We start from the raw sequence: 23,595 nt of genomic DNA on the forward strand, positions 1-23,595 counted from the left end.
CGAAACCTGCAAGCCCGGCAAGAAAAATCGGGTTACGCCAGTTAAAGGGCGTCTTTGGATCGATGTTCTGACTTTTGGGGGAGTATGGATAACCTTACTGTTTTTTGGTTGAGGTTACTGTTAAAAACAATTGAATTTTAACGGATTTTGGAAAACGGTTTCAGAATCTACAAAATTATGCGGTTTGGGTTTCGGCAATGATTGAGGTGCCTGGGTGGTTTGCTGACGGGGGGTCCGTCGACAAAACGTAGCCGAGTTTGTTGAACGGGTAGAGAGTTTTCAGGTTTGTGCGCCCGCCGAAACACGGGAAAAAGAGGCCTTTGTGCCTCTTTTTCTTTTACTAGATGTTGGCTGCCGTCGCGAAATAATTATTCAATTGAGGCTGAAGCCAAGCCCACAAACCCGGAGCGCCCCGTTGAACCGGAGTACCGACACGTTGTTCAATCTGCGCATAAGTAACGTTGTAATCTTTCCAAGAGCCGCCGCCCGTTTCCAGATTTCCCACTGGCGCCTGAAAACGGTCAATTGCTTTGGCAAATTGGGCGTCGGGACTTTCGGCGGCTTCAAACTCACGCCATAAATCGTCGAATTCAGCATTCTGGTCGTCAGGAAGAAGGCCGAATAACCTTTTCGCAGCGGCCCTTTCTTCGGCTTCTTGTGCCACGTGATCGACCTGTCCGTGAATAGGGTGGTCGCCGGCGTCGATCTCAACAACATCGTGAAGCAATAGCATTTTCAGAACCCGGTCGATGGATACATCCACAGAAGCGTGCTCGGACAAAATCCACGCGTATAGCATGATGTGCCAGGAATGCTCGGCTGAGTTTTCGAAACGCTCGTCGTTTAAAAGTCGTGAGGCTCGGTAGACAGACTTTAATGCATCACTCTCGGTCAGAAAGGGCAGGCGGTCCGAGAATGGATTTGAAGCAAGAGGGTTACCTTCCAGCAGGCTGTGTGCCGTGTCAAAAGCCAGCGGAAATTCGGTTTTCAGATACGCCGCGCGACCTGTATTCAGATTTTCCCGAACGATCTTGCGGTGTTCTTCCATCGAATTAGGGGCGCATAGAACCTGAAACATAGGCTGACAACGGTCGAGGTACTTGGCAAATTTCGCGTCGGGCGTTTCATCCGATTCAAATTCTTGCCAGAGAGCAAGGCATTCCGATGCCTGATCATCGGGCAAAAGCCCAAACAGTTCGGCTGCGGCTGCTTGCTCGGAACGTTCAACGGCCTGCCAGTCCGTTTGCAGATGGATCGGGTGATCGCCGACAATGATCTCGACCATATCATGAAGCAACAACATTCGGATAACCCGGTTGATGTTTACCTGTTCACTGGCCAAAGGCTGCATCACCAGAGCCCACAAAGCCAATTGCCAGCTGTGTTCGGCAGCGTTTTCGGGGCGAGATTGGTTCAAAAGGAAATTTGCGCGATTGACTGACTTTAGCCTGTCCGCGCATTTCAGGAACTCAATTTGCGCGGACAGTCTTTCAGTCATTGTTTTTCAATCGCCTTAAGTTTTGAACGGTGGTCAGCGAGTTTTTGAATCACAAACTTGCGCGCTTTCCGTTCGGCCAAACGTACCCGAATTTCTGTCAGGAACGCCTCCTCCAAGGTTTGAGAAGACGCGCCCAGCACTTCACCCACCTCGACGAAGAAACGGTCATCGCCAGTTTCATCCATCACTTTCATCGTGTCCTCGGCCAGTTTAGCGGCGAGGGAGGTGATGGTGTCTGACATCAGCGCGTGTTCTCTGTCAGGCGGCGTTTCACATAGTCGCTGACATCCGTGATCAGCGTGTCCATGTGGCGTTCCTGGAAGAAGTGGTCGGCACCTTCAACCTCGTTATGAGTGATGGTGATTCCCTTTTGCTCGTGCAGCTTGTTCACCAACGTGACGGTATCCGCCGGAGGTGCTACACGGTCGGCAGATCCGTTGATGATCAGGCCCGATGACGGGCAGGGCGCCAGGAACGAGAAGTCGTACATGTTTGCGGGCGGAGAGACACTGATGAACCCGGTGATTTCCGGGCGGCGCATCAGAAGCTGCATGCCAATCCAGGCTCCGAACGAGAAGCCTGCAACCCAGCAGTGTTTTGAGTTGTTGTTCATAGATTGCAGGTAATCCAGCGCCGATGCTGCATCGCTCAGCTCACCGACACCCTGGTCGTATTCGCCCTGACTGCGCCCGACGCCACGGAAATTGAACCGTAATACGGTGAAACCCATATTATAAAACGCATAGTGCAGGTTGTAGACCACCTTGTTGTTCATGGTCCCGCCAAATTGAGGATGCGGGTGAAGCACGATGGCGATCGGTGCGTCTTTTTCCTTTTGCGGGTGGTAGCGGCCTTCCAGGCGGCCTTCGGGTCCGGGAAAAATCACCTCGGGCATGTGTGCTTTGGTCCTGTCTTTTTCTTCCGGGTGCCGTGATATACTTGACGATTATCGTCAGGCACCTTAGAACGGTTCTAATTGTAATGCTTTGCGCAAGGCGCTGCCAGTCGGAGATACGCACTGGCAGCGGCGGCGTCAATGTTTTCGCGCGGGTTCAGCCACAAGGGGATGATAATGAAGCTCTCGACCAAAGGTCGTTATGCGATGGTTGCACTGGCAGATATCGCTCTTCAACCTCAGGACACCCTTGTGACATTGGGCGAAATATCCGAGCGCCAGGATATTTCTCTTCCTTATTTGGAACAGTTGTTCGTGAAATTGCGTAGGGCTGAACTTGTATCTTCGGTGCGCGGGCCGGGCGGGGGATATCGATTGGCTCGGCCAGCTTCAGATATTCGTGTGGTCGAGATTCTTTCGGCCGTAGATGAAACTGTCGATGCGTTGAAAAAAGGGGCAGGTGCGTCTGGTGCGTCCTCGGGCAGTCGGGCGCAGTCGTTAACCAACCGTCTTTGGGAAGGGCTTAGCGCCCATGTCTATGTGTTCCTGCATCAGACCCGGTTGTCAGATGTTATCAAAAACGATCTGGCACCGTGCCCTGCAGTACCAAGTTTGTTTGCTGTTGTGGATGAGTAGGTCGATGCAACGTGTTTCTGACAGCGCTCAATGGCTTGGCGTTCACGAAAAGGTGAATCCATGACTCGTGTTTATCTGGACCACAACGCGACAACTCCGTTGCGACCCGAAGCCCGAGAGGCGATGGCCGCGGCAATGGAGGTGTGCGGTAATCCCTCCTCGGTGCATGCAGAGGGGCGCGCAGCCAAAGCTTTGATTGAGCGTGCTCGGGCACAAATCGCTGCTGCTTTTGGGGCGGACGGGGCCGATATCGTGTTCACGTCGGGCTCGACCGAAGGGGCCGCGTTGACGCTTGCAGGGCGTGATCTGCATGGGTCCGCTGTTGAGCATGATGCTGTAAGGTCTTGGATTGCCGAAGATTTAGCGACGGATCTTTCAGGTCGCGTTAAACTTCATGATCCCGCAAAATCGACCTTACAGTTGGCAAACTCGGAAACCGGGATCATTCAATCCTTGCCCGAGGGCCTGGCTGTGACTGATGCGACTCAAGCATTTGGCAAACTGCCGGTGGCATTCAACTGGATGGGTGCGCAGATGGCGTTGATCTCTGCCCATAAGTTGGGTGGTCCCAAAGGTGTGGGCGCTATCGTGATGAAGCGCGGTACAGACTTGCCTGCTCAGATTAAAGGCGGTGGTCAGGAAATGGGTCGTAGGTCCGGCACGGAAAATGTCATTGGAATAGTGGGTTTCGGGGCCGCAGCTGAGGCTGCTGCAAGGGATCTGGCCAATGGTGTTTGGGAGCAGGTCGTAGAATTTAGAAATATTCTAGAAAAGGCTCTTGAGGCTGGTTCAAAATCTACTATTTTTGTCGGGAAAGATCAGGGCCGCCTGCCCAACACATCGTGTTTTGCTACTCCGGGCTGGAAGGGTGAAACACAGGTGATGCAGATGGATCTGGCGGGATTTGCGGTCAGTGCGGGCTCGGCCTGTTCCAGCGGCAAGGTTCGTGCCAGCGCGGTTCTTACCGCAATGGGATTTGATGAGGTTACGGCAGCCAGCGCTATCCGAGTTTCGCTGGGACCTTTAACCACGGAAGAAGACGTGCTGCGTTTTGCTGAAACGTGGCTTGAAAAAGAGAAAAAGCATCGCGCGCGTGCCGCGTGATCTGACGGAGTGAAGGATATGGCCGCTTTGGACCAGACCCAGGTAAAAGAAGGCGTCGATCAGGAAACCGTGGATGCGGTGCGCGAGGTTGGCACCTATAAATACGGCTGGGACACCGATATCGAAATGGAATATGCGCCCAAGGGTGTGAATCCGGATATCGTCCGTCTGATTTCTGAGAAAAACGAAGAGCCGGAGTGGATGACCGAATGGCGGTTGTCGGCCTTTGAACGCTGGACCAAGATGGATGAGCCGTCCTGGGCGATGGTCAACTACCCTGAGATCGACTTTCAGGACCAGTATTACTATGCCCGTCCGAAATCGATGGAGGAAAAGCCGAAATCGCTGGACGAGGTGGACCCCAAGCTTCTGGCCACATACGAAAAGCTGGGCATCCCGCTGAAAGAACAGATGATTCTGGCAGGCGTCGAAGGTGCCGAGGATATGCCCGCAGAAGGCCGCAAGGTCGCGGTGGATGCGGTTTTCGACTCGGTGTCGGTGGGTACGACGTTCAAGGACGAACTGGCGAAACACGGCGTGATCTTCTGCTCGATCTCCGAGGCGATCAAGGATCACCCTGAACTGGTGAAAAAGTACTTGGGCACAGTGGTTCCGGTGTCGGATAACTTCTACGCTACGCTGAACTCGGCAGTGTTCTCGGATGGGTCCTTTGTGTACATCCCGCCGGGCGTACGCTGCCCGATGGAGCTGAGCACCTATTTTCGTATCAATGCGGAAAACACTGGTCAGTTCGAACGCACGCTGATCATCGCCGACAAGGGCTCGTACGTGTCCTATCTGGAAGGCTGCACCGCGCCCCAGCGGGATACGGCGCAACTCCATGCTGCTGTGGTCGAGATCATCGTCGAGGAAGACGCCGAGGTGAAATACTCGACCGTTCAAAACTGGTTCCCCGGGGATGAAGAGGGCAAGGGCGGTATCTACAACTTTGTGACCAAACGCGCCGATTGCCGGGGTGATCGGTCCAAAGTGATGTGGACGCAGGTGGAAACCGGCTCGGCCGTGACCTGGAAATACCCGTCCTGCATCCTACGCGGGGACGAAAGCCAGGGCGAATTCTATTCGATCGCCATCACCAACAACTATCAGCAGGCCGACACTGGCACAAAGATGGTTCATCTCGGCAAGAACACCAAGTCGCGCATCGTGTCCAAGGGCATCAGCGCAGGAAAAGCACAGAACACTTATCGCGGTCTGGTTTCGATGCACCCGAAAGCCAAGAACAGCCGGAACTACACCCAGTGTGATAGCTTGCTGATCGGCGATAAATGCGGGGCGCACACGGTTCCGTATATCGAGGTCAAGAACAACTCCTCACGAGTGGAACACGAGGCCACGACGTCCAAAGTGGACGACGATCAACTGTTCTATTGCCGTCAGCGCGGAATGGATGAGGAAGAAGCCGTGGCGCTGGTTGTTAATGGCTTCTGCAAGGACGTGCTGCAGGCGCTGCCGATGGAGTTTGCCATGGAGGCACAGCAACTGGTGGCAATTTCACTGGAAGGCTCTGTTGGCTGATGGCGCGGACACCCCGGAAAGGCATCCAAAAGGATGATGTGCTGACCTGGCTTGGATATGCACTGCCGGTTTTGGGCGGCCTGCTTGGGGTGGCCTACGTCAACATCTTCTACATGGACTTCATCAACCCGGTCTGGGCAGTCGGCATCGGGGCAATCCTTGGGTGGGTTGCCGCACGTCTGATCCGCAAAGTGCTGGGATAGGAATTTATCGGGGCCGGGGCGCCCCTTGCGATACGCAAAAGGACAAAACATGCTGGAAATCAAGAACCTGCACGTACAACTTGAAGAAGAAGACAAGCAGATCCTGAAAGGTGTGGACCTGACGGTTGAGGCCGGTAAGGTGCACGCGATCATGGGGCCGAACGGATCGGGTAAGTCTACGCTTAGCTATGTTCTGTCGGGCCGCGATGGTTACGAGGTGACCGAAGGCTCGGCCACTCTGGAAGGTGAAGACCTGCTGGAGATGGAGCCGGAAGAACGCGCCGCAGCAGGTGTCTTTCTCGCGTTCCAATACCCGGTCGAAATCCCAGGCGTGGGCAACATGACCTTCCTGCGGACCGCTGTGAACGCGCAACGCAAAGCGCGCGGGGAAGAGGAACTGTCGGCTGCTGACTTCCTGAAACTCGTTCGCGAAAAGGCGAAATCGCTGAAGATCGACGCGGATATGTTGAAGCGTCCGGTCAACGTCGGTTTCTCAGGTGGTGAGAAGAAGCGAAACGAAATCCTGCAGATGGCGATGCTGGAACCCAAAATGTGCATTCTTGACGAGACAGATTCGGGCTTGGATGTGGATGCAATGAAGCTGGTTGCCGAAGGTGTTAATGCGCTGCGGGACGAGGGGCGGGGTTTCCTTGTGATCACCCACTACCAACGCCTGTTGGATCACATCAAACCTGATGTCGTCCACATCATGGCGAATGGTCGAATTGTAAAGACCGGCGGTCCTGAGCTGGCTCTGGAAGTTGAACATAACGGTTACGCCGACATTCTGGCCGAGGTGAACTGATGGCTTTGGCGCAAGCAAAACAGACCGCAACCGAGGAACGGCTGGCAAGCATGTCGTTGCCCGAAATGTGCGGATGCACCCGCGCCGCGCGCGAGGATGCGTTGGTCCGTGTACGCGAAATGGGTCTACCCGGACGGCGCGATGAATACTGGAAATACACGCGCCCCGATACGCTGATCTCGGCAGAAGCTCCGCACGCTGTGGTTTTTGATGCAGGCGAGCCGTTGATCTTCGAGGACATGGACAATTTGAAGATTGTCTTTGTCGATGGTGTCTTTAGCCCTGAAGAATCTGATGATCTGACCCTTGAAGGTGTGACGATCGACCGGATCGAAGACATCTGCCACAAGGACATCCACTGGGCGAAAGAGCTGTACGGCAAGCTGGAAGCGCGTGGTCAGGTTCCGGTGCAACGCCCTCTGGCTGCGCTTAACACGGCTTATGCCAAAGACGGTGTGGCTATCCACGTATCCGGCAAGCCCTCCAAGCCGATCTGCCTGATGTATCGTCACGCCTCAGAAGCGTCGGACGCGATGCTGCACCATATTGTTCGCGTGGAACCCGGTGCCGAAGTGACCGTACTTGAGATTGGCCCGGCCGCCTCGCGTTTTAACAAATGCATGGAGATTGACATTGCCGACAACGGCACGTTGCATCATGTACGTGCGCAAGGCCGCGATCACGAGCGTCGGGCAGTGACCCATATGTTCACTCGTCTGGGTGAAGAATCCACCTATAAGTCGTTCACGCTGACTGCAAATGGCGTTCTGACCCGCAATGAACAGGTTGTCGAACTGACCGGTGACAATGCGGTGGCACATGTGGCTGGTGCGTGCGTTGGCGACGGTGATTTCCATCATGACGATACCGTCTTCATCACTCATGACGCTGTGAATTGCGAAAGCCGTCAGGTATTCAAGAAGGTGCTGCGTAACGGTGCAACTGGTGTGTTTCAGGGCAAGATCCTTGTGAAAGAAGGCGCGCAGAAAACCGACGGGTATCAGATCAGCCAGTCCCTGTTGCTGGACGATGACAGCCAGTTCCTGGCGAAACCGGAACTTGAGATCTATGCCGATGACGTTGCCTGTTCGCACGGCTCGACCTCGGGTGCGATTGACGAAACGGCGTTGTTCTATCTTCGGTCGCGTGGGGTTCCCCACAAGGATGCTACCAACATGCTGACACTGGCCTTTTTGGCCGAAGCGGTGGATGAGATCGAAGATAAGGAATTGGCCGAAGAGATCGTGACCCGTCTGGAAGGCTGGTTGGCGCGGCGCAGCTGATGCCTTTGACATCTGATATCGTGGCCACCTACCGGGGGCCGGGGCGTGTGGTGCGTCGGCTTTTGGACCTAGGTGAACGGGAAGATCGGGCGCTGATCTTCGTCATGGGATTCTGCGTGGTTGCATTTGTCGCGCAGCTTCCCAGCCTTGCGCGTCGGGCGCACCTTGAGGGGCTTGAGCTGAACATGCTTATGGGCGGCGCCTTGTTGGGTACCGTTATCATACTGCCGCTATTCTTTTATTTGCTGGCCTTTGTGTCTTATGGCGCGGCTCGTCTTGCGGGCGGTCGCGGTTCAGCCTACGGCGCACGTCTTGCGCTGTTTTGGGCTTTGCTGTCGTCGACACCTCTGGTGCTGTTGAACGGCCTGGTCGCGGGGTTTATCGGTCCAGGCCCGGCGTTGACCTTTGTTGGGTTAATCTGGCTAGGGGTATTTATCTGGTTCTGGCTGGCTGGCCTTAAACAAACGCAAGGGCGAGCGGAATGAATATAACGATGTTGGGCAACCTCGCGGTTCTGACCCTGATCAATCCAGCAAGCGCCGCGCGTGAGTTGCTGGCCATGCGCCTCGGGCGCGAAGCTTTGTGGCTCGGCTTTTGTTTGGCTGTGGTGTTGAATGGCTTGGTTCAGTTCGGGTTCGAGAATTTACTGCCTGTACCGGAAGGTCTCGAGGTCGCTCCACCAGAACCTATTTTCATCAGCCTGATCCGTTCTGGGGTCTTGATGATGTTCAGTGTCACGGCATTCTTGGTCGTAGGTCGCCTGTTGGGGGGAAGCGCAACGTTCAGCGAGATCATGACGCTGACGATCTGGCTTCAGTTCCTGCAGATAATCGCAATGTTCATTACGCTAGTGCTGGCCATTGCAATTCCGTTTGTGATGGTGCTGTTTTTGTTCGCCACAGCAATAGTAAGCCTTTACGTCACACTCCATTTCCTTAATGAAGCGCATAAATTCGGGACGCTCTGGAAATCGGTCGGGGTCTTGTTGTTGTCTGCCTTGGTTGCTGTACCCATCATCCTCGCATTGACGCCCAGCACCCCGGTATAGGGAAAAGAAGACTATGTTCGACGTAGAAAAAATCCGCGCTGACTTTCCGATCCTATCGCGAGAAGTGAATGGTAAGCCGTTGACCTACTTGGATAATGGCGCATCGGCTCAGAAACCTCAGGTGGTGATCGACGCGGTAACACGGGCTTATGCAGAAGAGTATTCAAACGTTCACCGCGGCCTGCATTATCTTTCCAACCTTGCGACCGAAAAATACGAAGCTGTCCGCGGTACGATTGCCAAATTCCTTGGTGCAGCGGATGAGGGTGAAATCGTTCTTAACTCGGGCACGACCGAAGGTATCAACCTTGTAGCCTACGGATGGGCGATGCCGCGCCTGCAGGCAGGGGACGAGATCGTTCTCAGCGTCATGGAGCACCACGCAAACATTGTGCCGTGGCACTTCTTGCGAGAACGTCAGGGGGTTGTCCTGAAATGGGTGGATGTGGATGCCGATGGTGGCTTGGATCCGCAGGCTGTGATTGATGCGATTGGCTCCAAGACCAAGCTGGTGGCCGTGACCCAGTGTTCGAACGTTCTGGGAACCGTGGTTGACGTCAAGGCGATTACCGAAGGCGCGCATGCCAAAGGTGTCCCGGTGCTGGTCGATGGCAGCCAAGGGGCTGTGCACATGCCAGTGAATGTTCAGGATATCGGCTGCGATTTCTATGCGATTACCGGGCATAAGCTGTATGGTCCGTCCGGTTCGGGCGCGATTTACATCAAGGCGGACCGCATGGCCGAAATGCGCCCGTTCATCGGTGGCGGTGATATGATCAAAGAGGTCACCAAGGATCAGATTATCTATAACGACCCGCCGATGAAGTTCGAAGCCGGTACACCGGGTATTGTGCAGACCATCGGGTTGGGTGTTGCGCTGGATTATATGATGGGTTTGGGGATGGAAAACATCGCCGCCCACGAAGCAGGTTTGCGCGACTATGCGATGCAACGCCTGACTGGCCTGAACTGGCTACAGGTTCAGGGCACGCGTCCGGACAAGGCTGCGATTTTCAGCTTTACACTGGATGGGGCAGGGCACGCGCATGATGTGTCGACGATTTTGGATAAGAAGGGTGTTGCCGTGCGGGCCGGTCATCACTGTGCTGGACCGTTGATGGATTTCTATGGCGTGACGGCAACTTGCCGCGCCAGCTTTGGTCTCTACAACACCAAAGATGAGGTCGATACGCTGGTCGATGCCCTTGAACTGGCGCATGATTTGTTTGCGTGAAACCTGTCCCGTGCGGGTGGATTTCCAGTTGCACCCGGATCGGATCAAGGATAGCTAACGGCCAAGGCACCTGTAGCTCAGCTGGATAGAGCGCTGCCCTCCGAAGGCAGAGGCCAGAGGTTCGAATCCTCTCAGGTGCGCCATAATCACCTTGAGTTTCCAATGATCTGAAAAAAAACGGGTCTTCAAATAGCCTGTTTTTCAGCTTGGGCCGTAATGTGAAGTACAATTGTTTCAACTCAACGCCTTTCAGCAGTTTTCGACTTCATGGTCTGCCTGTTCCCTTTCGTTCATGTACTACCGCTTATCTGACACACTAAGGAAATGGGTCAGTGCTGCTAACGGTTTGTAAATCTGGCAAGCGATGGGTGGTGAATTACGGTGCGAAATAAATGGAAACGGCGCGGGGTGAGTTGCGCAATCTGCTATGGCCTGAATACCTCATGACACAGGTTGCGACGGAAAACTCCGCCTAAGTTGGATCCTGTTGAAATCTGACCAGGCGCAGGGAACAATCCCAGCGGCAATAGAAGGATCGGTAGTATGAAATCAAATCCAACTTTCAGACGCCCGGCATCTTCTATTCCGGCCATAACGGGGCTGGTGGCGGTGGTTTCTATCCCGAGCGTCCATTTCCTTTGGCCGGAAATGTCCGATACATCCTATCGCGATCAGGCCGCACTGTTTGCCTTGACTATCTTTGTGCTGTTGGCGGCATCGGAGATAATTTTCGGGAAATCGTATCGCTCGCTTGGCACTGGCCTAGTGTACCGACCATCCAATTTTCAGGACGCCGGCTATATCTCGGACTTCCCGGTCAAGTTGATCGGTTTAGCTGTCAGCTTTGGACTGCTGGCGGTGCTATATAACACCGCTGACCTGTACCGGGATGACTGGTACACTCCGTTTTTTTCACTGATTTCAGAATTTTGGCCAGTCATGCTGATAGCCGTGTTAATCAACGTGACGGTTGTGCATTTCACAATGCGGCGAAGACGGGACGGTCTTTGGCAGCTTGGCAAACTCGTGCTGACCTTCGGGCAACACTCCCTCAAGGACCAAGATTTAAAAGTTTACCTTTTTAGTCTTGGAATCAAAGGTTTTTTCCTTCCGCTCATGTTTTGTTACCTTGTTGAAGACTGGACGTATTTGGCGTCTATGTCGCTTTGGACGTCGGCAGATTTCTCGGAAGTCTATAACTACCTTTTCCGTTTCTCGTTCTTCTTTGACCTGACAATAGTTATTATCGGCTATGCAACGGCTACAAGATTGCTTAACTCGCATATTCGGTGGACCGAAACGACCGTAAGCGGATGGCTCGTCTGTATTGTTTGCTATGCACCGTTCTGGCAGCTTCTTTCGCGGGACTATTTCAATTATGTCGAGGATGGTTTCGGGTGGGGTGTTTGGCTGTGGGACTACCCGGTGCTTTACGGCATGTGGGGGGGGATGATCCTCGTGCTATTGGCCATCTATACACTGGCCGAGGCTCGTATGGGGTTGAGGTTTTCCAACCTGACCTATCGTGGGCTGGCCTGTGATTTTCCGTACAACGTCAGTAAACACCCCGCTTACCTAACCAAGAACCTTACGTGGTGGCTGATTTCTATTCCCTTCATCGCTGTCGATTTCTGGACGGGGATAATGAACTGTATTGCGCTCTTGGGATTGAATTTTCTTTATTTCGCACGCGCCTGGCACGAAGAACGCTGTCTGTCCCAAGCACCGTCCTATCGCGCGTATAAACGACATATTAATCGTTTTGGATTGCTGGCTCGCATCAGAGGCGTCGTCACGAGGCGTGATCCTATTGCGATCGATCCGGTTCGAAGCAGAGACTAGTTGTTGGGTAAGGTCAAATTGGCGGTCTGTATGCCACGCTTGGAGCAGCGCGCACGGCTAGGTTTGCTCTATGCGGAACGGCCAATTCTCTTGAGAAGGTTTTGACATCTCTAAAGTTATCGCTTTTTTGAGCAACGCTTGGGTTGTTGCATCACCTACCAGTTCGATAGGCGACAGAGTCGGACTGTCCGATTCTAGTTCGTCTAGGTGGCATTACTATTTGTTTAATGGATTGGTTTAGGGCTGCAAAAAAAGAGCGCCCAAAGGCGCTCGTTGTTTCAAGTTTTGCGGACAAATTAACCGCCCCAGCTACGGACCTCGCCGCAATCCATGTGGACGAAGTTCGAACGGGAGTATTTGCCAACACCGCCAGCGCGGCAGGACATGGCCGCTTTGGCCATCTGCGATACGGAACGCGATGACAGGCGAAGATCGGCGGCCTGACCTTTCATGTGAAGCGAATTCTTGGCAACCCGACGCGATCGAGAGCGTAGCATTGCGTTGGTTTGCGGAGAACGATAGCCGGACAGCAGCATATAGGGTTCATTGACGTCCAGCAGGTTATGCGAGGCGGCCATGATGTCGATGGTGCGCAGGTCCATGTCCTTGACCTGATCGGTGCGCCAATCACGCATGAAGTGATTCACTTCTTTCACGGCGTCTTTGATGTATTTCCCGTCTACCCAATAGATCATATCGATCCGTTCACCGGTGCGACCGGAATACATGCGAATACGACGCACATCTCCACCACCGCGAAGAAAGCCTGCTGCATTGGAATAAGTCGGTGCTGCGACGACTGCCGTAGCTGCAAATGCACCCAATAGGGCACGACGGGTCAAACCCGAGGTACTGCTCTTCGTCATTTTTGTTTCGTCCCGTACTGTTCCTGCCTGCGCACGATGTTACGCGCGCGTTCTTAATTTTTTTTCCCATCCCAGATGCGGGATTTATGACACAGACGCAAAAGTCAGCCAAGAAGTCTTTCAAATTCACCTTTTCAAGGGGGAATTTTCGGCAGTTTTTTGCGCAGATGACGCAAATATGTATAATCTATAGGTGCTTGGCGGCGCACTTCCGCCGGGCGATGCAAACAAGCATCAGCCATCAAGAGATGCGCGGTATTGATACATTTGTGAATAGACAATCTTTTTACGGTGCAAGCATAGTTATCGATGCGCACCCCGCTGGTGTAAAATAACGATTGATCAAGGCCATCCTATGTTCTCAGGTTTTCGGACACGTACTGGTATACTCATTACTGCATGTTTTCTGGCATCAGTAGCTATGGCTGACAACGACACCAGACCAGCAACAGCATTTCAGATGGCAGTTGCAGAGTTCGCACCGACCGGGTCCGGGATTGCTGAATTTTATCGCGAGAACGGATTTGCACCTGTCTGGGTCGGTGAAACGCCTTTGCACACGGCGCGACGTACGCGATTGATCCGTGCATTATCGTCGGTTGATATGCACGGTTTGCCTCAGGGCAGATACAGCGTTCAGACCTTGCTAGAGCAGATGCAAGACGCCAGAACGACCCGAGATCTTGGCGCGATCGAAATACAGTTGAGCCGTGCATTTGTCGAATACTCACGGAACTTGCAATCCGGCACCTTGCAACCTTCGGATATCGACGATGGGTTGGTTCGGAAGGTCGAACGCCGTTCCGCCAAAGATCACCTTGAGGGGCTTATATCTGCGGAAAACGGCACCTATTTCGATCAACTTGCGCCGCAAACCACCCAGTACCGAGCGCTTATGAAGCAGAAGCTGGTTCTCGAACGGCTGATTCATCAAGGCGGCTGGGGGGCAACTGTTCCAGAAGAAAAATTGGAGTTTGGAGATACCGGGCCAAATGTCATTAAATTAAGGAACCGCTTGGTCTCGATGGGGTATATGCGGCCAACAGCCAGCCCCGAATTCGATGAAAAGCTTCTGACTGCCGTTCAGGCGTTTCAAGCTGACCACGGTCTGGCACCTGACGGTGTGGCCGGCCAGGGCACGATATCCGAGCTGAATCGCAGTGCTTCAGATCGCCTCAAAGCAGTTTACGTTGCGTTGGAGCGCGAACGCTGGTTGCCGCGCGAACGCGGTGAGCGACATATTCTGGTGAATCAGGCCGACTTCTCTGCCAAGATTGTCGATGACGGGCTGGTGACGTTCGAAACGCGCGCGGTGATCGGTAAAAACACGCATGACCGACGCAGCCCTGAGTTTTCGGACGAGATGGAGCATATGGTCATCAACCCAAGTTGGTATGTCCCGCGCTCAATCATCACCAAGGAATACCTGCCAAAGCTGCAATCCGATCCAAACGCTGTTGGGCATATCCAAATTACTGATCGAAGAGGGCTGCAAGTCGATCGCGGGGCAGTGGATTTTGCCCAATTCAACGCACGAAACTTTCCGTTTGCAATGCGCCAACCGCCCAGCAAAAGTAACGCGCTGGGGTTGGTAAAATTCATGTTTCCCAACCAGTACAACATCTATCTTCACGACACGCCTCAGAAAAGCCTGTTCGCACGTGAGGTTCGGGCATTCTCACATGGATGTATCCGTCTGGCAGATCCGTTTGACTTTGCCTATGCGTTGCTGGCCAAGCAAGAAGAAGACCCCAAGGCGTTTTTCCATCGCATTTTGGCTACGGGCAAGGAAACTACTGTGCAGCTAAAGCAGCACGTACCGGTCCACCTGATCTATCGTACCGCCTATATTGGACCGAAGGGAAAGGTTCAGTACCGCCGCGATGTCTATGAGCGGGACGGAAAAATCTGGGAGGCCCTTCAGAAAGCAGGGGTGGCCCTGCCGGACGTTCAAGGGTAATCAACAGGGCAAGTCCTTAATTCCGGAAGCCCGACATGCACTATACCATTCAGCAAATTGCCGACGCTCTTGGGGCGGAATGCCAGGGTGACACCAGCCTTGTCATCGAACGTGCGGCTGAACCAGCGGACGCCAAAGCTAGTGATTTGGCGATGGCGATGTCTCCGAAATATGCTGAAGCGTTGAGTGGAGGGGCCGCAAAGGCTGCCGTGCTGTGGGAGGGTGCAGATTGGCAAGCGCTGGGTCTTGCAGCTGCAATCTTTGTGCCTAGGCCGCGAATGGCAATGGCTGGGATCACCGCGATGTTGGATCGGGGGCAGGGCGTCGAGCCCGGTATTCATCCCTCGGCCGTGATTGATCCTACAGCAGAAGTTGGCGAGGGCGCAGCGATCGGACCGCTTGCGGTTATTGGCGCGCGTGCGCGTATTGGCAAGGGCGCTGTGATCGGGTCGCATTGTGTGATCGGGATGGACGCATCAATTGGCGACAACGCCACCCTGCGAGAGATGGTTAGCATTGGCGCCAGGGCGCAAATCGGGGATCGCTTTATCGCCCAGCCGGGCGCGCGGATTGGTGGCGACGGGTTCAGCTTTGTCACTCCAGAGGTATCGGGCGTTGAAAACGTCCGCAAGACCATGGGCGATCAGGGCAACGCTCGGGCGCAAAGCTGGCTCCGTATCCATTCACTGGGTGCTGTTGAGATCGGCGATGACGTTGAGGTTGGGGCAAATTGCACCGTTGATAACGGAACGATACGCAACACCTGCATCGGCAACGGCTCCAAGTTGGATAACCTGGTGCATGTTGGCCACAACACTCGGGTGGGCCAGGACTGTCTGCTTTGCGGGCAAACCGGCGTATCTGGATCAGTTGAAATTGGCAACAACGTTGTGTTGGGTGGTCAGACAGGTGTGGTCGACAATATCTTTATCGGCGATGGCGTTATAGCAGGGGGCGGAACCAAAATTCTGTCCAACGTACCCGCAGGCCGCGTGATTATGGGCTATCCGGGTATTAAAATGGAAACGCATACTGACATCTATAAGGCGCAACGCCGTTTGCCACGAATGGCGCGTGACGTAGAGGCTTTGAAAAAGGCGGTTTTCAAACAGCCCTCGAGCGATTAAATCATCCTCAACGGGATAATCAGAGGACCGACATGAGCATCACCGATCGCGTCATCGCAATCATTGCTGAACAGGCCGTGCTGGAGCCTTCGGACGTCACGCCCGAAAGTACGCTTGAGGATCTTGGCATCGACAGTCTGGGCCTGGTGGAAAGCATCTTCGCTATCGAAGAAGAGTTCGACATCTCGGTTCCCTTCAACGCCAACGAGCCTGAAAACAACGATTTTGACATCTCGAACGTGGCGGCAATCATCGCCGGGATCGAGAAACTTGTGTCGGAAAAGGTCTGACGCAAAGATATGAAACGCGTTGTCATTACAGGGGCCGGTACGATCAACTCGTTGGGCCATTCCGTCCCTGATACGCTAGAGGCCATGCGCGAAGGGCGCTGTGGCATCTCTGATCTGGAATTCCGCGATGTTGACCGGCTATCCATCAAAATCGGCGGGCAGGTTCGCGGGTTTGAGGCTGAAGGGCGTTTTAATCGCCAACAAATGAGCCTCTATGATCGGTTCACTCAGTTCACGCTGACGGCTGCGAAAGAAGCGATTGATCAATCGGGAATCGAGTTCCACGGCGAATTGGCTGCCCGTTCCGGTGTAGTGCTTGGCACCGCCGGAGGCGGTGTTTCGACTTGGGATGACAATTACCGTTCGGTTTACGAAGACGGCAAAAACCGCGTTCATCCATTTGTGGTGCCGAAATTGATGAACAATGCGGCGGCCAGTCATGTTTCGATGGAGCACAATCTAAAAGGCCCAAGTTTCACGGTTTCGACAGCCTGCGCTTCTTCCAACCATGCAATGGCTCAAGCCTTTCAGATGGTACGCAGCGGGGCGGCACCGGCGATGGTGACCGGCGGGTCTGAATCCATGCTATGCTTTGGTGGCGTGAAGGCTTGGGAAGGTCTGCGCGTTATGTCCAAGGATGCTTGCCGTCCGTTCAGCGCCAACCGCAACGGCATGGTGCAAGGCGAAGGTGCCGGGATATTCGTGTTCGAAGAATACGAACACGCTAAGTCCCGAGGGGCGGATATCCTTTGCGAGGTTGTAGGTTTCGCCATGTCGTCGGATGCGTCAGACATTGTGATGCCCAGCAAACAAGGCGCGGCACGGGCCATGTCCGGAGCATTAGCGGATGCGCGTTTGAATGCTGATCAGGTCGGTTATATTAACGCGCACGGAACCGGCACAGCTGCAAATGACAAAACAGAATGCGCGGCCGTTGCAGATGTTTTCGGCCCGCACGCGGATGATCTGATGATCTCGTCCACAAAATCCATGCATGGTCACTTGATCGGTGGCACAGGGGCGGTTGAGCTGCTGGCTTGTATCATGGCGCTGCGGGATGGTGTGATCGCGCCGACTATTGGCTATCAAGAACCTGACCCTGAATGCGCTCTGGACGTGGTGCCAAATGAGGCGCGCGAAGCTAAGGTGGACGTGGTGCTAAGCAATGCCTTTGCTTTTGGCGGATTGAACGCCGTACTTGCCCTGAAGCGGGTCTAAGGCTCCGGGGGCTTACAAAAAACGCCGTCGATACTTACAGACGGCGTTTTCTAATTCTTCGATCAGTTCTGATTAATACCGAGACCGTCAAAACCTGCGGTAAAACCTGACAGGGACATATCCATGTTCACGACCTGATCGGGGAATCGGGCAGGGACAAGTGAAAATACCGCCTTGGTGCCGGCCTTCATCGCGTCGATGTCTCCCTGGCTTAGGCCCAGTTGAGCAACGCAGCCCACAGGAATGCAGTGGTGGTAGTTATACAACTTTCGTGGTGCACCATCGATCGACAGAGCAAGTTGTGCCTGTAGCAACGTTTCCAAAGGAACAATAACGTTGGCCCATGCTACGGCCGCTCCGCCTTGCGGCAGTTTGCCGATGGTAACTTCGGCGATGGGCTCGCCTTGCTGTCCATTCAGGATTTGAACCATGGCACAGGGGTCATCACCCTCTTGCGCCTTAAGACATGAAATGTCCCAATCTCCGGTCTTTTCCTTAACGTACTGCTCACCGACACGCGGGCCAGACGTTCCCAGATCCAAGCCGTTTTCTGTGGGCGAGGCCTGAGTTTCATCGCTTTGCGTTTCCTGAGCGCTGACCGCGCCAGACACAAGCATGCCGGTCACTAAGGTCAGGGGAAGAAGTTTCTTAATCATGAATGCCTCGGCTAAGTGGTTGGTCTTTTTGTTGGGTATTATCACCCTTAGATCGTGCTGTCAGGCGCTAAGCAAAATAAATAAAAGGACATACTCAGATTTTCGCCAATTTTGCCGTTCAATATTACGAATTGAAAATAAGAAAGGGAGCCAGCAGAGCGGCTCCCTTCCAAATAATTTTCTCCCCGTCGGACTGGCCGACTTAGTTATGCGCAGACGTTACGAGAGGGGAGCGCACTGGTCAACTACAAACCTGAACTTTTAATGGAAGATCAAGTATCCCGTTAAAAAACCGCGCCCGGAGGCGCGGTCAGTCGACAGGGAGGAAGTTTGCTGCCTTATACGTTTGACCGCGAAGACAGCGATTAGACTATCGCAGTCAAAGGTTAACTTTGTATGCTGGGGGCGGATCGGTGGAAATTAAGGCCTTACATACATGGACAAAAATATCTTTTTGGGCGGCGCGGGCGACGAGTACGTTCAGCCTCAATCACTAGCGCTGAAATATGCGAACCGGCATGGATTGATCGCAGGGGCGACCGGTACGGGTAAAACGGTAACCCTGCAAATTCTTGCCGAGGGGTTTTCTAAGGCGGGAGTTCCGGTCTTTCTGTCTGATGTCAAAGGCGATTTGTCCGGGTTGGCCAAGGCTGGCAGTGCCAGTCACAAGCTGCACCAAGCCTTTCAGGATCGCGCCGAACGTATTGGATTTCTGGACTACACCTATGCCTCTTGCCCGGTGACATTCTGGGATTTGTTCGGTCAACAGGGGCATCCGGTGAGAACCACGGTAACAGAAATGGGCCCTTTGCTGTTGTCTCGCCTGATGGACCTGAGCGAGGCGCAGGAGGGTATTCTGAACATCGCTTTCCGAGTAGCAGATGAAGAATGGATGCCGCTGCTTGATCTCAAGGATTTGCAAGCGCTGTTGGTCTGGATCGGAGAAAACCGGGCAAAATTTTCTCTGCGGTATGGCAATGTTTCAACCGCTTCAATCGGCGCAATTCAAAGGCGTCTTCTGGTTTTGGAGAACCAGGGTGGAACGAATCTGTTTGGTGAGCCCGCATTGGAGTTGGCGGATCTCATGCGTACCGATGAGAACGGGCAGGGGGTTGTGAACATCCTTGCCTCGGACAAGCTGATGGGCTCACCGCGGCTTTATGCAACGTTCTTGTTGTGGCTATTAAGCGAGCTGTTCGAAGAACTGCCCGAGGTCGGCGACCCGGACAAACCCAAGCTGGTTTTTTTCTTCGACGAGGCTCATTTGCTTTTCGAAGATGCTCCCAAGGTTCTGGTCGACAAGGTGGAACAGGTTGCCCGATTGATCCGGTCAAAAGGGGTTGGCGTTTACTTCATCTCGCAAAACCCAGCCGACATTCCCGAAGATATTCTTGGTCAACTCGGCAACAGGCTGCAGCACGCGTTACGCGCGTTTACGGCCCGAGACCGCAAGAACTTGCGCCTCGCGGCAGAAACCTATCGTGAGAACCCTGCGTTTGACACGGAAACTGCAATTCGCGAGGTCGGCGTAGGTGAAGCGGTGACATCTATGCTTCAAAAAAAGGGCGTTCCCGGAATCGTTGAGAGGACGCTGATCCGACCACCGTCGTCTCAACTCGGGCCAATTTCCGACGCTGAGCGTCAGGAGGTATTGGACGCGTCCCCGATGCAGGCCAAATACGGCAAGTTGACGGATCGCAAATCTGCCTTCGAAATCCTACAGGCTCGTGCAGATCAAGCCGCGCAAGCCGCGGCCAAAGCGGAAGAATTGGAAGAAACACAAACTGTGGCCGAACGAGAGTTCGCCACAGCCCGACGATATTCCGGTAGCCGGGTCGGGAGATCCTCGTCACGTATGACCCGGAAAAAGGATACTTTCGCTACTGCGATGAGCGAGGCGGTCATCAAGGAATTGAAAGGCACCACCGGCCGCAGGATTGTTCGTGGCATTCTGGGCGGGCTGTTTCGCGCCAGATAAAGGCAAGGCGTTGCGCGGTCGATATGCCGCCCAACGTCAAACCACTTATTTTAGTCGGCGTTGGCCTTCCTGACGGCAATAACCGTCTGCTTCGGGCACAGACATCTTATCGGCCGGGAAGTTGATGGCGCGGTCCCACGTCACCCGGTCATGGCGATACAACTGACACGTAACTTCACCTTTTGGGGTCTGAACCTTGACTGGCTCAGTCTCCAGATCTTCGGGCGATGGGATACATGCAGTCAGACCGGCGACAAGCGGCAGCATAGCGAGCTTGGCGATGAACGAAGTTTTCATGTAGCGTCTTCTCACTCTTGAGAGGTGACCTTTAGTATCACCATGGGTTGACTAATTTAACGTGAAGGCGACCTGGCGCGGATCAAGGATGTGCCTAACGATTGTGACCTCTATTAAGGTTCGGTTCATAAATCAAGAAACCGCGCCGATTATGCGGCGCGGCTTCAATGAATTCTCTGAAACCGTGTTATTTTTCGGGAATTAACCCCCTTGGACTGAATCTGAGAACAATCAATAGGATCAGGCCCATAGTAAGCAGTCGCATATGAGCGGCACTTTCGATCAGATGTGCCTTAAGTGCGCTGCCATCAGGCAAGCCGGAGGTTATCAGGCTCATCAACCAAAGTCCGATGGGCTCCACCTGTACCCACAGGAACCAGATCAGAAACGCACCCAAAACCGCGCCCAGGTTATTGCCCGATCCGCCGACGATCACCATCACCCAGACAAGAAAGGTAAAACGCAATGGCTGATACGCGCTGGGGGTTAGCTGACCATCCAGAGTAGTCATCATTGCGCCTGCAATTCCGCAGATGGCCGAGCCCAGAACGAAAATCTGCAGGTGACGGCGCGTTACGTCCTTGCCCATTGCCTCGGCTGCAACTTCGTTGTCACGGATCGCGCGCATCATGCGACCCCACGGGCTGTGCAGCGCTTTTTGGGCCATCCACAGCAGCACCAGCAGAACAATCAGGAACAGCAGAGAATAACCCAGTTTGACAGCAAGGGTCGAGGCAATGACGGGGTCGAGCCCCAGCCAGTCTGCGCGTGCAACAAAGCCCGGATCATTCTGTAAGTCGACCTCATAGCCAACGACCGGAGCAGGGCGCGGGATTCCGTAGACGTTCTTGACGCCTCGGGCCAGCCAGTCCTCGTTTTTCAGAATGGCGATGATGATCTCGGCAATGCCCAGCGTAGCAATCGCCAGATAGTCTGAACGCAAGCCCAAGGCAGTTTTCCCGATCAACCACGCAGCGCCTGCAGCCAGCAGCCCCCCTGCTGGCCAAGCCAGCAGAACAGGAAGGTTTAAGCCCCCAAGATTACCCGCAACTGCGGGTTCGATTGCCTCAACAGCGGCAACGCTGGGGTCAAACACCGCACGATAGATAAAGAACCCGGCAATCAGAATGGCAATGATCGAAAGCGTGCGAACACGACCCTTTGGCATCTTTTGTGCCACCATAACTGTGGCGACAACGGTCGCGGCCCCCAGAAGCAGGGCCAGAACGATACCGTACCCTCCGGCCGACCATGCACCCGGTGTCATCGGGGTTGAGACCAACACAACCGCCAGCCCGCCCAACGCCACAAAGCCCATGACCCCAACGTTGAACAGGCCCGCAAAACCCCATTGAAGGTTCACCCCCAGCGCCATGATGGCCGAGATCAGCCCCATATTCAGGATCAAAATCGCGGCGTTCCAGCTTTGCGTGAAACCGGTCAACAGGATCAGCCCACCGACCACTGCAAAGAGAAGCGAGTTTTTGACGGAGTCGGTCATACCGCTTTCCCCTTAAACAGGCCCGTAGGCTTGAACAGAAGCACGATCAGCAGGATGACAAAGCTGACGGCGAATTTGTAATCAGTGGACAGGAACTGAACCAACCCGGACGGCTCCAGGTTTTCTGGTGCCAGATAGGTCAGAACTTTTTTCCAGGCATAGGTGATGGTCACTTCGGAAAAGGCGATAATGAACCCACCGGCGATAGCCCCCAATGGGCTGCCAAGTCCGCCAACAATAGCCGAGGCGAAGATCGGCAGCAGCAATTGGAAATACACGAAAGGCTTGAAGCTCTTGTCGAGGCCGTACAGCACGCCTGCTGTGGTCGCCAACGCAGCCACGATGATCCATGTGATCATCACCACACGTTCGGGGTTGATGCCGGACAACAGCGCCAGATCCTCATTATCAGAATAGGCCCGCATTGATTTGCCAGTGCGGGTCTTGTTGAGGAACCAGAACAGCAATGCCACGGCCAAAACGGCGACGATCACGGTGATACCCTGAGAAGTCTTGATCGCCAGCCCCTCACGCAGCCCCGTCATGGCCTTGAAATCACGAGCGGAGACAATGAATCGTGCCCCGTCTGAGAACCTCTGATCATCCGGCCCGATGATGAAACGCACCAAGCCGTTCATGATGAACATCACGCCCATCGAAACGATCACCAGAATGACCGGCTTGGCCTTTTGTTCTCGGTAGAAACGATAAACCATTCGGTCGGTGATCAGCACCAGAACGATACAGCCGAGAATAGCAAAGGGCAGGGCCAGCAGCGCAGTTGGCAACGGCCCGAAACTGATCCCCGCTGCCTGCAGGCCCCACGTGACCAGCACGGCAATCATCGCGCCAAAGGCCATTGTATCGCCATGGGCAAAGTTCGAAAAACGCAGGATGCCATAGATCAGCGTCACCCCCAACGCGCCCAGCGCCAATTGGCTGCCATAGGCGATTGCGGGTACAAGTACAAAGTTGGAGAGCGCAACAAGCGCGTTCAGGAAGTCCATTTATTTTCTCACTGTCCGGGTGCGGTTTTATGGCATAGCGCAGTTGAGGCGCACAACATCATGCGCCCCATTTTTTGAGATATTTCACCCGAAAAATAAGTGTGCGGACGACCTTAGATTATCGGTTCATCACAACTGCCCCGATCATTGGTTGCGTGTGCACCTTTGATGGTCATGTCATAGCTCAAATCCTGAAAGTCGACTACGAATGTGACCACATCGCGGCCCATAATATGCAGGAACGTCAGAGAATCGATCCCGGGCAGAATCTTTACTTCGCCTCGAATCTCACCGGCGTCGATAAAGCCCGCGTCGCTTGCTCCGGACCGCGCCAAAGTAACGGTTTCACCGCTCTGCTCCGAGGTGCAGGTGACCACGAAATCAGCACCATCTAGCGGACCCGTATCAGTTGCCTGTGCAGCAGCGGGAAGGCCGAGTGCAAGCGATAGAGTGATCAGTTTTTTCATGAGAGTACCTTATTCAGTTTTGCGCGCCTGCTCCTCAGATCGGACGAGGTTTGACGGCCATTTATTGGACGATCACGGTGAGAGAACCCGCCGGGACTGTGAAGCTACTCATGTTTTCTGAGTTCTGAAGTACGTGACCTT

24 protein-coding genes and 1 tRNA gene are annotated in these 23,595 nt (G+C 54.1%); 16 read left to right on the forward strand and 9 right to left on the reverse strand.

Annotation, left to right across the window (positions count from 1 at the left end; translation table 11 throughout):
- Positions 1 to 340: 340 nt before the first annotated feature.
- Genes GOW93_RS00435 through GOW93_RS00445 form a run of 3 tightly spaced genes read right to left on the reverse strand, consistent with a single transcriptional unit; the run spans position 341 to position 2,393 of the window.
- Positions 341 to 1,498, reverse strand: coding sequence for an HD domain-containing protein (locus GOW93_RS00435; RefSeq protein ID WP_170381099.1), 1,158 nt, complete (start codon positions 1,496 to 1,498; stop codon positions 341 to 343).
- Positions 1,495 to 1,740: a hypothetical protein gene (locus GOW93_RS00440; RefSeq protein WP_170381100.1), complete on the reverse strand. Its 246-nt coding sequence runs from the start codon at positions 1,738 to 1,740 to the stop codon at positions 1,495 to 1,497. The genes GOW93_RS00435 and GOW93_RS00440 overlap by 4 nt, the downstream gene beginning before the upstream one ends.
- Positions 1,740 to 2,393 (reverse strand): alpha/beta hydrolase, encoded by a 654-nt coding sequence (locus tag GOW93_RS00445; RefSeq protein WP_170381101.1) that lies wholly within the window; start codon positions 2,391 to 2,393, stop codon positions 1,740 to 1,742. Before GOW93_RS00445 ends, GOW93_RS00440 begins: the two co-directional genes overlap by 1 nt.
- A gap of 177 nt (positions 2,394 to 2,570) precedes the next feature.
- Here GOW93_RS00445 and GOW93_RS00450 point away from each other — a divergent pair, with 177 nt between their 5' ends.
- The 11 genes from GOW93_RS00450 (at position 2,571) to GOW93_RS00500 (ending at position 12,087) form a co-directional block, all read left to right on the forward strand.
- A complete protein-coding gene (locus tag GOW93_RS00450; protein WP_170381102.1) occupies positions 2,571 to 3,029 on the forward strand; it encodes an Rrf2 family transcriptional regulator in 459 nt (152 codons plus the stop codon).
- Between the two features lie 60 nt (positions 3,030 to 3,089).
- Complete coding sequence (locus GOW93_RS00455) at positions 3,090 to 4,133, forward strand: cysteine desulfurase family protein (RefSeq protein ID WP_170381103.1); 1,044 nt, start codon at positions 3,090 to 3,092, stop codon at positions 4,131 to 4,133.
- 18 nt (positions 4,134 to 4,151) lie between these two features.
- A complete protein-coding gene (gene sufB / locus GOW93_RS00460; RefSeq protein WP_170381104.1) occupies positions 4,152 to 5,672 on the forward strand; it encodes a Fe-S cluster assembly protein SufB in 1,521 nt (506 codons plus the stop codon).
- Positions 5,672 to 5,875, forward strand: coding sequence for a hypothetical protein (locus GOW93_RS00465; protein ID WP_170381105.1), 204 nt, complete (start codon positions 5,672 to 5,674; stop codon positions 5,873 to 5,875). The genes sufB and GOW93_RS00465 overlap by 1 nt, the downstream gene beginning before the upstream one ends.
- Before the next feature lie 49 nt (positions 5,876 to 5,924).
- Positions 5,925 to 6,680: a Fe-S cluster assembly ATPase SufC gene (gene sufC, locus GOW93_RS00470; protein ID WP_170381106.1), complete on the forward strand. Its 756-nt coding sequence runs from the start codon at positions 5,925 to 5,927 to the stop codon at positions 6,678 to 6,680.
- On the forward strand, positions 6,680 to 7,963 hold the full coding sequence (gene sufD / locus GOW93_RS00475; protein WP_170381107.1) for a Fe-S cluster assembly protein SufD: 1,284 nt from the start codon (positions 6,680 to 6,682) through the stop codon (positions 7,961 to 7,963). The genes sufC and sufD overlap by 1 nt, the downstream gene beginning before the upstream one ends.
- Positions 7,963 to 8,448, forward strand: coding sequence for a YIP1 family protein (locus GOW93_RS00480; RefSeq protein WP_170381108.1), 486 nt, complete (start codon positions 7,963 to 7,965; stop codon positions 8,446 to 8,448). The genes sufD and GOW93_RS00480 overlap by 1 nt, the downstream gene beginning before the upstream one ends.
- Complete coding sequence (locus tag GOW93_RS00485) at positions 8,445 to 9,011, forward strand: Yip1 family protein (RefSeq protein WP_170381109.1); 567 nt, start codon at positions 8,445 to 8,447, stop codon at positions 9,009 to 9,011. Before GOW93_RS00480 ends, GOW93_RS00485 begins: the two co-directional genes overlap by 4 nt.
- Positions 9,012 to 9,024: 13 nt before the next feature.
- Positions 9,025 to 10,245: a cysteine desulfurase gene (locus GOW93_RS00490; protein ID WP_170381110.1), complete on the forward strand. Its 1,221-nt coding sequence runs from the start codon at positions 9,025 to 9,027 to the stop codon at positions 10,243 to 10,245.
- A gap of 66 nt (positions 10,246 to 10,311) precedes the next feature.
- Positions 10,312 to 10,388 (forward strand) — tRNA-Arg (locus GOW93_RS00495).
- 400 nt (positions 10,389 to 10,788) lie between these two features.
- Entirely contained in the window at positions 10,789 to 12,087 is a 1,299-nt protein-coding gene (locus GOW93_RS00500) for a hypothetical protein (RefSeq protein ID WP_170381111.1), read from the forward strand.
- Between the two features lie 296 nt (positions 12,088 to 12,383).
- Here GOW93_RS00500 and GOW93_RS00505 read toward each other — a convergent pair whose 3' ends face one another.
- On the reverse strand, positions 12,384 to 12,953 hold the full coding sequence (locus tag GOW93_RS00505) for a YcbK family protein (RefSeq protein ID WP_170381112.1): 570 nt from the start codon (positions 12,951 to 12,953) through the stop codon (positions 12,384 to 12,386).
- Positions 12,954 to 13,374: 421 nt separating this feature from the next.
- On the opposite strand from GOW93_RS00505, the gene GOW93_RS00510 reads away from it, so the two are divergent.
- From GOW93_RS00510 to GOW93_RS00525, 4 genes are read left to right on the forward strand one after another with little or no spacing between them, the layout of a single operon-like run.
- Positions 13,375 to 14,913 (forward strand): L,D-transpeptidase family protein, encoded by a 1,539-nt coding sequence (locus tag GOW93_RS00510; protein WP_254443426.1) that lies wholly within the window; start codon positions 13,375 to 13,377, stop codon positions 14,911 to 14,913.
- A 35-nt stretch (positions 14,914 to 14,948) separates the two neighbouring features.
- Complete coding sequence (gene lpxD / locus GOW93_RS00515; protein WP_170381114.1) at positions 14,949 to 16,040, forward strand: UDP-3-O-(3-hydroxymyristoyl)glucosamine N-acyltransferase; 1,092 nt, start codon at positions 14,949 to 14,951, stop codon at positions 16,038 to 16,040.
- Between the two features lie 32 nt (positions 16,041 to 16,072).
- The gene (locus tag GOW93_RS00520; protein WP_170381115.1) at positions 16,073 to 16,330 is read left to right on the forward strand and encodes an acyl carrier protein; all 258 of its coding nucleotides are present in this window, start codon (positions 16,073 to 16,075) and stop codon (positions 16,328 to 16,330) included.
- 9 nt (positions 16,331 to 16,339) lie between these two features.
- Complete coding sequence (locus tag GOW93_RS00525; protein ID WP_170381116.1) at positions 16,340 to 17,548, forward strand: beta-ketoacyl-[acyl-carrier-protein] synthase family protein; 1,209 nt, start codon at positions 16,340 to 16,342, stop codon at positions 17,546 to 17,548.
- Positions 17,549 to 17,610: 62 nt separating this feature from the next.
- Here GOW93_RS00525 and GOW93_RS00530 read toward each other — a convergent pair whose 3' ends face one another.
- The gene (locus tag GOW93_RS00530; RefSeq protein ID WP_170381117.1) at positions 17,611 to 18,204 is read right to left on the reverse strand and encodes an invasion associated locus B family protein; all 594 of its coding nucleotides are present in this window, start codon (positions 18,202 to 18,204) and stop codon (positions 17,611 to 17,613) included.
- 436 nt (positions 18,205 to 18,640) lie between these two features.
- On the opposite strand from GOW93_RS00530, the gene GOW93_RS00535 reads away from it, so the two are divergent.
- Positions 18,641 to 20,182, forward strand: coding sequence for a helicase HerA-like domain-containing protein (locus GOW93_RS00535; RefSeq protein ID WP_170381118.1), 1,542 nt, complete (start codon positions 18,641 to 18,643; stop codon positions 20,180 to 20,182).
- Positions 20,183 to 20,227: 45 nt separating this feature from the next.
- Here GOW93_RS00535 and GOW93_RS00540 read toward each other — a convergent pair whose 3' ends face one another.
- From GOW93_RS00540 to GOW93_RS00555, 4 genes are all read right to left on the reverse strand, one after another.
- Positions 20,228 to 20,479, reverse strand: coding sequence for a hypothetical protein (locus tag GOW93_RS00540; protein ID WP_170381119.1), 252 nt, complete (start codon positions 20,477 to 20,479; stop codon positions 20,228 to 20,230).
- 187 nt (positions 20,480 to 20,666) lie between these two features.
- Positions 20,667 to 21,980 carry a branched-chain amino acid ABC transporter permease gene (locus tag GOW93_RS00545; RefSeq protein WP_170381120.1) on the reverse strand — a complete coding sequence of 438 codons (1,314 nt, stop codon included), beginning with the start codon at positions 21,978 to 21,980 and terminating at the stop codon, positions 20,667 to 20,669.
- Positions 21,977 to 22,987, reverse strand: coding sequence for a branched-chain amino acid ABC transporter permease (locus tag GOW93_RS00550; RefSeq protein ID WP_170381121.1), 1,011 nt, complete (start codon positions 22,985 to 22,987; stop codon positions 21,977 to 21,979). The genes GOW93_RS00545 and GOW93_RS00550 overlap by 4 nt, the downstream gene beginning before the upstream one ends.
- Positions 22,988 to 23,100: 113 nt before the next feature.
- Positions 23,101 to 23,454: a hypothetical protein gene (locus GOW93_RS00555; RefSeq protein ID WP_170381122.1), complete on the reverse strand. Its 354-nt coding sequence runs from the start codon at positions 23,452 to 23,454 to the stop codon at positions 23,101 to 23,103.
- Positions 23,455 to 23,595 lie beyond the last annotated feature (141 nt).

Source organism: Ruegeria atlantica, from assembly GCF_013032455.1.
GTDB classification, from domain to species: domain Bacteria; phylum Pseudomonadota; class Alphaproteobacteria; order Rhodobacterales; family Rhodobacteraceae; genus Ruegeria; species Ruegeria atlantica_B.